Origin of the sequence: Mediterranea massiliensis (genome assembly GCF_900128475.1) — a bacterium.
Taxonomy (GTDB): Bacteria; Bacteroidota; Bacteroidia; order Bacteroidales; family Bacteroidaceae; genus Bacteroides; species Bacteroides massiliensis_E.
Genome location: NZ_LT635837.1, coordinates 344,005 through 355,627 on the forward strand (window position 1 = coordinate 344,005; position 11,623 = coordinate 355,627).

The 11,623-nt window shown below is 55.7% G+C and carries 11 protein-coding genes and 1 pseudogene; 8 read left to right on the plus strand and 4 right to left on the minus strand.

What is annotated here, in order from left to right:
* Positions 1 to 327 precede the first annotated feature (327 nt).
* From BQ7483_RS09300 to BQ7483_RS09315, 4 genes are all read left to right on the plus strand, one after another.
* Positions 328 to 1,653, plus strand: a complete 1,326-nt coding sequence (locus BQ7483_RS09300; protein ID WP_072545700.1) for a TolC family protein — start codon at positions 328 to 330, stop codon at positions 1,651 to 1,653.
* 32 nt (positions 1,654 to 1,685) lie between these two features.
* On the plus strand, positions 1,686 to 2,759 hold the full coding sequence (locus tag BQ7483_RS09305) for an HlyD family secretion protein (protein WP_072545701.1): 1,074 nt from the start codon (positions 1,686 to 1,688) through the stop codon (positions 2,757 to 2,759).
* 47 nt (positions 2,760 to 2,806) lie between these two features.
* Complete coding sequence (locus tag BQ7483_RS09310) at positions 2,807 to 4,459, plus strand: MFS transporter (protein WP_072545702.1); 1,653 nt, start codon at positions 2,807 to 2,809, stop codon at positions 4,457 to 4,459.
* A 175-nt stretch (positions 4,460 to 4,634) separates the two neighbouring features.
* The gene (locus BQ7483_RS09315) at positions 4,635 to 5,537 is read left to right on the plus strand and encodes a helix-turn-helix domain-containing protein (protein ID WP_022019467.1); all 903 of its coding nucleotides are present in this window, start codon (positions 4,635 to 4,637) and stop codon (positions 5,535 to 5,537) included.
* A gap of 2 nt (positions 5,538 to 5,539) precedes the next feature.
* Here the strand turns inward: BQ7483_RS09315 and BQ7483_RS09320 are convergent, their stop codons facing one another.
* From BQ7483_RS09320 to BQ7483_RS09335, 4 genes are all read right to left on the minus strand, one after another.
* Positions 5,540 to 5,770, minus strand: coding sequence for a DUF3791 domain-containing protein (locus BQ7483_RS09320; RefSeq protein ID WP_022019466.1), 231 nt, complete (start codon positions 5,768 to 5,770; stop codon positions 5,540 to 5,542).
* A gap of 16 nt (positions 5,771 to 5,786) precedes the next feature.
* Positions 5,787 to 6,284, minus strand: coding sequence for a DUF3990 domain-containing protein (locus BQ7483_RS09325; RefSeq protein ID WP_022019465.1), 498 nt, complete (start codon positions 6,282 to 6,284; stop codon positions 5,787 to 5,789).
* Entirely contained in the window at positions 6,281 to 6,499 is a 219-nt protein-coding gene (locus tag BQ7483_RS09330) for a DUF3791 domain-containing protein (RefSeq protein WP_022019464.1), read from the minus strand. The genes BQ7483_RS09325 and BQ7483_RS09330 overlap by 4 nt, the downstream gene beginning before the upstream one ends.
* Before the next feature lie 152 nt (positions 6,500 to 6,651).
* Positions 6,652 to 7,575: a glucosaminidase domain-containing protein gene (locus tag BQ7483_RS09335; RefSeq protein WP_022019463.1), complete on the minus strand. Its 924-nt coding sequence runs from the start codon at positions 7,573 to 7,575 to the stop codon at positions 6,652 to 6,654.
* A 97-nt stretch (positions 7,576 to 7,672) separates the two neighbouring features.
* Here BQ7483_RS09335 and cdd point away from each other — a divergent pair, with 97 nt between their 5' ends.
* The 4 genes and pseudogenes from cdd to BQ7483_RS18050 form a co-directional block, all read left to right on the plus strand.
* Positions 7,673 to 8,155 carry a cytidine deaminase gene (cdd, locus tag BQ7483_RS09340; RefSeq protein ID WP_022019462.1) on the plus strand — a complete coding sequence of 161 codons (483 nt, stop codon included), beginning with the start codon at positions 7,673 to 7,675 and terminating at the stop codon, positions 8,153 to 8,155.
* 363 nt (positions 8,156 to 8,518) lie between these two features.
* Positions 8,519 to 10,003 (plus strand): 4Fe-4S binding protein, encoded by a 1,485-nt coding sequence (locus tag BQ7483_RS09345; RefSeq protein WP_022019461.1) that lies wholly within the window; start codon positions 8,519 to 8,521, stop codon positions 10,001 to 10,003.
* Between the two features lie 96 nt (positions 10,004 to 10,099).
* A complete protein-coding gene (locus BQ7483_RS09350; RefSeq protein WP_072545704.1) occupies positions 10,100 to 11,488 on the plus strand; it encodes an aldo/keto reductase in 1,389 nt (462 codons plus the stop codon).
* 15 nt (positions 11,489 to 11,503) lie between these two features.
* A pseudogene (locus BQ7483_RS18050) lies at positions 11,504 to 11,608 on the plus strand (DUF1893 domain-containing protein); the annotation flags it as partial.
* Positions 11,609 to 11,623: the final 15 nt, after the last annotated feature.

Genomic DNA, 11,623 nt, shown 5'->3' on the forward strand with positions numbered 1-11,623 from the left:
TGCTGAAAACGGACACCCGAACGAACTTCACCTTATCTATATGCGAAATCCGTGCCAAAAATGCAAATCGTTTATAATCAATGGAAAGAGCAAAACAAGGAGTGTCCGATATCGGACACTGTGTACATTTTCGGATAATCGAAGCCGGACACATCCGGCAAAGGAATGCTACAGAAAGCACGTTTCCAGTCCTTCATTTCCCCTTCTTACAGAGAAAATACAGGAAAATATGAACAAAAGCGAAAAAATGAACATCAGTCGAAGAAATGTAGACAGCACCGTTCCGCAACAACCCTCTATCTTTGCGGCAAATAACAAAAGAAAGCTATGATAAAGAAATTGTTCACATTCACATTCGCCTGTCTGTTGATGGGCAGCGCAGGAGCACAGGAAGTGCTTTCGCTGAGCCAGTGCCTGAAGACAGGCATCGAAAACAACCTCGGCCTGCAGGCCCAACAGAACGAAGTACGCAAAGGCAAGCATGCCATCAGCGAGAACCGCGCCAAGCTGTTGCCGCAAATCAATGCCGTAGCCTCTTTCAACGACAACTTCAACCCACCGGTATCGGTGACCGACGGCTCGGCCTACGGCAACCCATACAACGTGACGAAGACCCTGCAATACAACGCCAGCGCAGGCCTGCAGCTCCAGATGCCGCTCTACAACCAGACAGCCTACACGGCAGTGGACATTGCCCGCACGCTGGACAACATCAACCGCCTCACCTATGAAAAGGCCCGCGAAGACCTCATCCTGCAGATAGCCAAGATGTACTACTTGGGACAAAGTACCGCCGAACAGATCGGCATCGTCCGCGAGAACATCGACCGCCTGCGCGAACTGCGCGACATCACCCAGGCCTTCTACGACAACGGCATGGCGATGGAAGTGGACCTGAAGCGCGTCAACATCAACCTGGAGAACATGCAGGTGCAATACGACAACGCCCAGGCCATGCTGACCCAGCAGCTCAACCTGCTGAAGTATGTCATGGACTATCCGGCCGACGCCGACATCGCCCTGGAACCTGTAGACACCGAAAACATCCAGACCGTCGAACTGACCGGACTGGACACCAACCAGTACGAACTGCAACTGCTGCAATCGCAGGGCGAGCTGGCCGAACGGCAGAAACGGATGATCAGCCAGGGCTATCTGCCCTCGCTCAGCCTGACCGCCAACTGGATGTACTCGGCCTACACGGACAAGGCCCGGAACTGGTTCCACTCCGGACCCTCCAACCACTGGTACAACTCCAACGGCATCGGCCTGACGCTGCGCATCCCTCTCTTCGACGGACTGGACAAACGCTCAAAACTGCGGAAAGCAAAGATTGACATTGAGAACATCCGCCTGAACCAGGAGAACATGCAGAAGAACCTCGAGACGCAGTACCTGAACGCCACGAACGACCTGATGAACAACCAACGTACTTTCCTGAAACAGAAAGATAACTACCAGCTGGCCGAGGACGTCTACGAAGTGACCACGGACCGCTACCGCGAAGGCATCGCCTCGATGACGGAGGTCCTGCAGGACGAGATGCGCATGAGCGAGGCACAGAACAACTACATCAATGCCCACTACAACTACCGCGTCACCAACCTGGCCCTACTGAAACTGACGGGACAAACGGAAAGTTTACTGAAATAATCAATATCACCTTCTAATAAATATAAACAGTTATGGAAACAAATAACACCTTACAAGAACAAGCCAAGAAACTGCGCAAGATGCGCCGCCGCCAACGTATAGCCAGCCTGCTGGGCATCGCCGTCCTCGTCTGGGGAGTGGTGCAGGCAGCTCTCCTCTTCCTGGACTACAAGAACACCGAGACCAGCAACGACGCCCAGGTGGAACAGTATATTTCGCCCGTCAACCTGCGGGCTTCGGGCTATATCCAGAAAATCTGCTTCACCGAACATCAGAACGTACACAAGGGCGACACCCTGCTGGTACTCGACGACCGCGAATACCGCATCCGCGTGATGGAGGCCGAAGCCGCCCTGAAGGATGCCATGGCCGGTGCCACCGTCATGGATGCCACCCTGCAGACCACCCAGAACAATGCTTCGGTATTCGAAGCCTCCATCGCCGAAGTCGAGATCCGCCTGGCCAAGCTGGAGAAAGACCGCCAACGCTACACCAATCTGCTGAAGCGGAACGCCGCCACCCCCATCCAGCTGGAACAGATTGAAACCGAATACGAAGCCACCTGCAAAAAGCTCGATGCCCTGAAACGCCAGCAGAAGGCTGCCCGCTCGGGTGTGAACGAAGTGTCGCAACGCCGGCAGAACATCGAAGCCTCCATCCAGCGCGCACAGGCCGCCCTCGACATGGCCCGCCTCAACCTGTCGTACTGCGTGGTGACTGCCCCCTGCGACGGCAAGCTGGGACGCCGTGCCCTGGAAGAAGGACAGTTCATCGGTGCCGGACAGACCATCACCTACATCCTGCCCGACACACAGAAATGGATTGTGGCCAACTACAAGGAAACGCAGGTCGAAAATCTTGCCATCGGCCAGCAGGTACGCATCAGCATAGACGCCATCAAGGACAGGGAATTCACGGGACGCATCACAGCCATCTCGGGCGCCACCGGTTCCAAGTACTCGCTCGTACCTACGGACAACTCGGCCGGCAACTTCGTGAAGATACAGCAGCGCATCCCCGTGCGCATCGACTTCGACGATCTGAGCCGCGAGGACAACGAACGCCTGGCTGCCGGCATGATGGTGGTGGTACGAACCATAAAATGATTCTTCATTTTCCCAAAATTCTTTATTCATCATTTTTCATTTTCCCTATGGCTTCCTATCCCAAAAACTATCCGTTCTACAACTGGGTACCCAAACCGCTGGGCATCCTGATACTGGTGCTGCTCTTCATCCCCATCCTCACCGTGGGCGGCGTCTATACTGCCAACAGCGGCGAGATGATGAGCGGACTGGGCATCCAGTCGGAGCACATCCAGTTTGTCGGCTTCCTCACCTCCATCGGCATGGCCGCCTTCTCGCCCTTCTTCTACGAACTGGTGTGCATCCGCCGCGAGAAGATGATGTGCCTCGGCGGGTTTGCCGTGATGTACGCCCTGAGCTACGTGTGCGCCAAGACCGACAGCATCTTCCTCCTGGCCCTGTGCAGCCTCGTCATGGGCTTCCTGCGCATGGTGCTGATGATGGTGAACCTCTTTACCCTCATCAAGTACGCCTTCGGCATGGAGGCCACGCGCAACATCACGCCCGGCAACGAGCCCCGCGATGCCGAAGGATGGGACCGACTGGACAGCGAGAAGAGCGTCAGCATGCCCACCATCTACCTGTTCTTCATGATACTGGGGCAGATAGGAACCTCGCTCACCGCCTGGCTGGCCTACGAGTACGAATGGCAGTACGTCTATTACTACATGATGGCCACCACGCTGGTTGCCGTCCTCGTCATCTTCGTCACCATGCCCTACCACCGCTATCCAGGCCGCCGCTTTCCCATCAACTTCCGCAAGTTCGGCAGCGTGGTCATCTTCTGTGCCATGTGCACGTCGGTGGTCTATGTGCTGGTCTATGGCAAGGTGCTCGACTGGTACGACGACCCCACCATCCGCTGGGCCACGGCGGCCGCCCTCCTGTTCATCGGCCTGTTCGTCTATATGGAGGCCACGCACCGCTCGCCCTACTTCCTGATGGACGTGTTCCGCCTGCGCACCATCAACCTGGGCATCATCCTCTTCCTGCTGCTGATGGTGCTGAACTCCAGCGCCCTGTTTGTCAACGTGTTTACCGGTGTGGGCATGAAGATAGACAACTGGCAGAACGCCGCACTGAACAACTGGGCCATCCTGGGCTACTTCATCGGAGCCGTCATAGCCATCGCACTGGGCAAGCGGGGCGTACACCTGAAGTATCTCTTCGCCCTGGGCTTTGTCTTCATCGGTCTGTCGGCCCTGTTCATGTACTTCGAGGTGCAGACTGCCGGCCTGTACGAGCGCATGAAGTACCCCGTCATCATCCGTGCCACGGGCATGATGCTGCTCTACTCGCTCACCGCCGTACTGGCCAACCAGCGCATGCCCTACCGCTACCTGTCCACGTGGATCTGCATCATGCTCACCGTACGCATGATGCTGGGGCCCGCCATCGGCACGGCCCTCTACACCAACGTGATGCAGCACCGCCAGCAGCACTACATCACCCGTCTGGCGCACGACACAGACCTGCTCTCTCCCGAAACGGCCGCCAGCTACACGGGCACCGTCCAAGGTATGATGTACCAGGGCAAGAGCCGCCTGGAGGCCGAACAGATGGCCGCCCTCTCTGCCAAAGGCAAGGTGCAGGTACAGGCTACGCTGGCATCGGTCAAAGAGATGTCCGGCTGGACGCTCTATGCCTGCCTGGGCTGCGCCCTGTTCGTACTGCTGATACCCTATCGCAAGAGATTAGTCACCACAGAGGACACAGAGTAACACAGAGGGATATCTTAAGATGCACCACAGATTACACGGATTGACGCAGATGAGTTGTGATATATAATCCGTGTCAATCTGAGTAATCTGTGGTAAAAATAAAAAAACTCCGTGAAACGCTGTGTCCTCTGTGGTGAATACCAAATATTTCATTAACTTAGCCACCCATTAACCCATGAAACCCAAAGTCATCCGCCCCATGAACGAAGAAGAACGCCTGAAAAGACTCGAAGAGTCCCTGCGTGCCCATGATGCCATCTGCAGTTCGGAAGGAATCCTGACGTCTTTCCCTTCCTCCCTGTACAATCCCTATCGTGTATGCGGACTGGGCCTCCTGCTCTGCCGCAAAGGAGAATTCCGTTTCAGTCTGAACAACCGGGAGTTTGACGCCCGCGAGGGGCAGACGCTGTTCATCCCCGAAAACGCGGTCTTCCAGGTTCTGGGAAGCCCGTCAGCTGTAGAGGTGCACATTTTTGTCTACCGCATCGAACCGATACGCGACATCATGGGCAACCTGGCCCTGTCCATGTATCCTTATACCGAACTGACGGCCGAGACCTGCTACGTGTGGCACACGGACGAGGAAGAAGAACTGCTGAGATACATCGCCCTGCTGGACGACACCCTGAAACACGGGAAGGAACTGTTCAACTCGTTCGAACAGAAGCTACTGCTCATCGGACTGACCTACCGCCTCTGCGGCATCTACAGCCGGAAGCTGGTGAACCGCCGCGACAGCGTGGGACATAAGGACGAGACCTTTATCCGCCTCATCGGCCTCATCGAACAGAACTTCCGCAGCCAGCGCGGTGTGGAGTTCTATGCCGACAAGCTATGCCTCTCGCCCAAGTATCTGTCCAATCTGTCGAAGTCGGTCAGCGGCTATACGGTGCAGGAACTGGTATTCAAGGCCATCGTCCGCGAAGCCATCTCGCTGCTGAAGAACACGCAGAAGACCGTGCTCGAAATATCCGAGGAACTGAACTTCCCCAACGCTTCCTACTTCGGCACCTTCTTCCGGAAACAGACGGGAATGTCGCCCATGCAGATGAGGCGAAACGATGGAAAGAGTTCTTGACTTCAGTTATCAAAATGTATATCCCGGCAGCCATTGCTTTCCGAGTTCCTTCGCTGCTCATTCCATTCCATAAGCAATTCATCGGCAAGGTATTCATCACTCAGGCAATGCATATCCGCCACTCCATTACTGATCAGTCTATACGTCTCGGAATCATAAAAGAATCCGAGCGCATCTTCGTATGACAGGTGCAGTTTATCGGCAAACAAGCGTACAATACGCGCGTACTTCATCTGTAAAATGGTTTTATCAGCCTGCATCTTCCACTCCTCCCAATTTCACTTCTTTGGCATCCACAAAGTGCAGATGCCGCCCCAGGACATTCTGATTCAAGATACATAACTGATGGTTCGGATGCTCAAAAGCAAGCCGGCCCAACGCATCATCTTTACTCATTGTTCCGGAAAAATATAAATCTATCGTATTGAATACCTTATCATTGGCTATTCCACCTTCAACGATGTCATAAGCTGCCTCACACATTCCTTTACGACATTTCCCTACATAATCCAACCATTCTTCATCGTATCTCGCAAAGACTTTCACCCGGCAGTCGGTCAAATCATCGTCCAACCAATATTCATTGACAAAAGCCCGCTTGCCTCTGAGCAGAAAACGCTGCGCATATTTCTCAGCCTGACTATACATAGACGTCAGATAAAAGCCTTTGCCGAAATCCAGATACTCTCGTGAATGATATACGTCCGGATGCTCTATAACCAGAGAAGATGCATGATACAGCTTCATACCAACACCCCTTTCTCTTTCATATATGAAATCAAGTCTTCCACAAGATATTCCTTACTGAAGGTATGCAATACGTCATATCCCGGGAGCAGGTATCCCGTCAGTATACCCGATGAACGCAACAGTCCGTAAACACTCCCTGCACTCATTTTCAGCGCATCGGCCAGACTGCCTACACAAAAGGTCACAAAGTTCAATTGGTCGAAATTCATCATAGAAGCAATGCTTAATCTACTTGCAAAGATAGCGAAAGGCGAGAGGAGAAGCAAATGAAAATGAAAATTTCAATTTGATTCTCCCGAGCCACATCCTGTCTTATCCAAAGATAGCATAAATCCGAAAAATCAAACCTTATTTATAATAAGTCTTACCGCAGCCGCAGGCGGTCGCCTACCTCGGGCACATATTCTTCCATGTCCTTGCGGTTCATCTTGTAGAGGTTCTTCAGGCGGATGCCGTACTTCTGCGAGATGCTGTGCATGGAGTCGCCATCGCGCACGATGTGGACGGTGTAGGGCTTCTGCGCCTTCTTGTTCTTCTTCTTCAGATAGATGATGTCGCCCGCCTCGAGGGTGTACTCACGGTGCAGGTCATTGTAGCTGACCAGCTTCTTCCAACTGATGCCGAACTCTCCGCCCAGCAGTTCGAAGCTGTCGCCGTCACGGGCCACGACATAGGCCAGCCCGTTGGCTATATATACCTGGTGGGGATGGAGCAACCACGGTTTCTTCTTGAGTTCTTTCTCCCACTTGCGGGCCTCGCGACGGCCCATTCCCTCGTTGTCGTACTTATACAGTTCGTAATCCTCGATAATCGTTATCAGTCGGTTGGCATACGAAGGGTCGGTGGCATAGCCGGCTTTCTTCAATCCGCGGGCCCAGCCCTTGTAGTCGGTAATCTTCAGCTTGAACAGGAAAGCATAGCGCGCACCGCTCTTCAGGAATTTGGAGTGGTCCTCGTAGGAGTCGCGCGGATTGCGATAGGCACGGAAACATTCGCCCCTGGCGTCGTCGTCGTGATAGACACGGCGTCCTTTCCAGGTGTTGTGACACTTGATGCCGAAGTGATTGTTGCTCTTGCGGGCCAGCTGGCTCTGCCCGGCACCGCTTTCGAGCAATCCCTGGGCCAGCGTGATGCTGGCAGGTATCTTGTGCAGCTTCATCTGCTCCACCGCAATGGGGGCATATTGCTTGATGTATTCGTTGTAACGGGAGTTCCTGCGCTGTGCATGGGCAGGCAGAAGCAGCATCAGAAAGGCCATAATGACCAGCAGTCGGGACGTATATTTCATGTCGTTATCATTGATTCGGGCACAAAAATCTGCAAAAGAATTGAAAATTCCAATCACTTCCCTATCTTTGTAACATTAATTACAGAAACCAGACCTCATGAAAGAACTGAACCTCCACATCGGCATCCGCATCTATACATACGAAGAACTGGATGCTGCCGACCGCGAACTGATAGACGCCGCCCGCGAAGCCACGCACCGCAGCTATGCCCCCTACTCCCACTTCTCGGTAGGAGCCGCCGCCCGGCTGGCGGACAACACCGTTGTCTGCGGCAGCAACCAGGAAAACGCCGCCTATCCGTCGGGACTCTGCGCCGAACGTACCACCCTGTTCTACGCCAACTCGCGCTACCCCGACCAGGCCGTGACGACACTGGCCATCGCCGCCCGCAACGAACAGGGCGAATTTCTGGACGACCCCATCCCGCCGTGCGGTGCCTGCCGCCAGGTGATGCTCGAAACGGAGGTACGCTACCGGCAGCCCATGCGCATCCTGCTCTACGGTCGCAAGGGCATCTACGAGGTGAAGAAGGTGGGCGACCTGCTCCCCCTCTCGTTCGACGCTTCGGCCATGCAATGACAGGCTTCCTGACGGGGCGAAAAATGCTCCCACACCGACCCGCCGCGACGAAGTGCTTCGTGACCCTCTCATGCAGTGCTTCGTCACCCCCTAAGGAAGCACTGCATGACCACCTGACGAAGCACTTCGTCGGACCCTCATGAAGCACTTCGTCAGAACCTCACGAAGCACTGCATCAGAGCCTCATCATGCGCATCCCCTTCAAGCGTCTCCGTCCGACACTTTGCCCGAAAAAAACGGGAAACGGCAAATATCCGTAATTCGGGTATAGCCGTTATCCAAAATTCTTCTTATTTTTGCAGCGTATCACTCGAAAAATGATACACGACAATTTTACCCTTAATTAAAACAGGCTTCCTTATTATGTTACGTAAAATCAGACTGACCCTGGCCATCGTATTTTTTACGCTGATCACCCTGCTGTTCCTTGACTTCACGGGGACGCTGCACGCATGGTTCGGCTGGATGGCCAAAATTCAATTCCTCCCTGCCGTGCTGGCGCTCAACGTGGGAGTGGTACTGGCACTGGTGATTCTCACCCTGCTGCTGGGACGCGTCTATTGTTCCGTCATCTGCCCGCTGGGCGTCTTCCAGGACATCATTGCCTGGTTCTCGAAGAAGAGCAAGAAGAACCGCTACCGCTATTCGCCTGCCCTGTCTTGGCTGCGTTACGGCGTGCTGGGCGTGTTCGTCGTCACACTGGTGGCAGGCGTACACTCGTTTGTGGCCCTGCTGGCCCCCTACAGTTCGTACGGACGCATCGCAAACAACCTGTTCGCCCCCATCTACCAGTGGGGAAACAACTTGCTGGCCTACCTGGCCGAGCGGGCCGACAGCTATGCATTCTATGACACTACCGTCTGGCTGAAGAGCCTGCCCACCTTCGTCATCGCCGCCGTCACGCTGGTGGTACTCATCGTACTGGCCTGGCGCGGCGGACGCACGTACTGCAACACCATCTGCCCCGTAGGTACCGTGCTGGGCTTCCTGTCGAAATATGCTTACCTGAAGCCGGTCATCGATACCGACAAATGCGTCAACTGCAACCTCTGCGCACGCAACTGCAAAGCCTCGTGCATCGACATCAAGAACCATCGGATAGACTACAGCCGCTGCGTGGCCTGCATGGATTGCCTGGACAAGTGCAAGCACCAGGCGCTGCACTATGCCCATCCCGCCAAAGTCAAGGCCGAACCGGCCGGACAGCAGGCTGAGGGAAGCAACTCCCGCCGCGCCTTTCTGGCATCGACGGCACTGGCGGCCTCGGCTGCCGTACTGAAGGCCCAGGAGATGAAGGTGGACGGCGGACTGGCCACCATCGAAGACAAGAAAATCCCCAACCGAAAGACTCCCATCCTGCCGCCGGGAGCCCAAGGCGCCCGCCACTTTGCCCAGCATTGTACGGCCTGCCAGCTCTGCGTGTCGGTATGTCCCAACGAAGTGCTACGCCCCTCGACCGGACTGATGACGCTGATGCAGCCTTTCTCCTCGTACGAACGCGGCTACTGCCGTCCCGAGTGCACCAAGTGTTCGGAAGTCTGCCCCACGGGAGCCATCAAGCCCATCACCGTGGCCGACAAGTCGTCCATCCAGATAGGACACGCCGTGTGGATCAAGCGCAACTGCGTGGTGAAGACCGACCAGGTGGAGTGCGGCAACTGCGCCCGCCATTGCCCCACGGGTGCCATCACCATGGTACCGTCGGACCCCAACAATCCCGACTCGCTCAAGTTCCCGGCCGTCGACACCGAACGCTGCATCGGCTGCGGCGCCTGCGAGAACCTCTGCCCGGCCCGCCCCTTCAGCGCCATCTATGTAGAAGGACACGAACGGCACCGGATCATCTGAGAGCGGTAAACGGTGAGGGACGAGCAGGTCATCCGTTTCCCCTCCTTACCCTCCCTCTATAACTTCTATAACTCCTTTAACTACTATAACTTCCTTATGAATAACCAACATCATTCCAACGATATCTCCCGCCGCGAGTTCCTGAAGATTGTGGGCATCAGCACAGCCACCACAACCGCGGTATTGGCGGGATGCGGACCGAAAGACTCGGCCTCCGGCTCGCTGCAGGCACAGGGAGAAGTTCCCACCGACAAGATGACCCTGCGCGAGAACCCGAAAACGAAAGAAAAAGTATCCCTGCTGGGCTACGGCTGCATGCGCTGGCCCACCCTGCCCGCTCCCGAAAAGGGCGGCAACGTCATCGACCAGGATGCCGTAAACGAACTGATAGACTACGCCATGGCCCACGGTGTGAACTACTACGACACGTCGCCCGTCTACGTGCAGGGATGGTCGGAACGGTCGACAGGCATTGCCCTGAAACGCCATCCGCGCGAGAAGTTCTTCGTGGCCACCAAGCTGTCCAACTTCTCCAACTACACGCGCGAGAATTCCATCGCCATGTACAACCGCTCGTTCAAGGAGCTGCAGGTGGACTACATCGACTACTACCTGCTCCACTCCATCGGCAACGGCGGCATCGAGACCTTCCGCGCCCGCTACATCGAGAACGGCATGATCGATTTCCTGATGAAGGAACGTGAGGCCGGCCGCATCCGCAACCTGGGCTTCTCCTTCCACGGCACGAAGGAAGTGTTCGACGAAGTGCTGGCCATGCACGACCAGGTACACTGGGACTTCGTGCAGATCCAGCTGAACTATGCCGACTGGAAATATGCTTCGGGCAACAACGTCAACGCCGACTACCTGTATGCCGAACTGGAGAAGCGCCACATACCGGCCATCATCATGGAACCGCTGCTGGGCGGACGCCTGTCCAAGCTGCCCGAGCACCTCGTGGCACGCCTCAAGCAGCGCGGGCCTGAAGCGAGCGTCGCCTCGTGGGCCTTCCGCTTTGCCGGCTCGTTCCCCGACGTGCTGACCGTACTGAGCGGCATGACCTACATGGAGCACCTGCAGGACAACCTGCGCACCTACTCGCCGCTGGTGCCGCTCACGGAAGACGACCTGGAGTTCCTGCAACAGACGGCCGACCTGATGAAGCAGTACCCCACCATCCCCTGCAACGACTGCAAGTACTGCATGCCCTGCCCCTACGGCATCGACATTCCCGCCATACTGGTGCACTACAACAAGTGCGTGAACGAAGGCAACCTGCCCACCTCGCAGGAGCACGCCAACTACCGCGAGGCACGGCGCGCCTTCCTCGTGGGCTATGACCGCAGCGTGCCCCGCCTGCGACAGGCCAGCCACTGCATCGGATGCCGCCAGTGCGTGTCCCACTGCCCGCAGAGCATCGACATCCCCGAAGAGCTGCACCGCATCGACCGCTATGTAGAACAACTCAAGCAAGGAACGCTGTAACCCCGGAAAACAAGCATGAAAGAACTCATAGACATGCTTCACGCAGGAGGATACTCCTGCGTGATAGCCAACGGTGACCGCACCCGTACGTTCACACGGCGGGGTGTGGCCGACCTTTACGNTGTCCCACTGCCC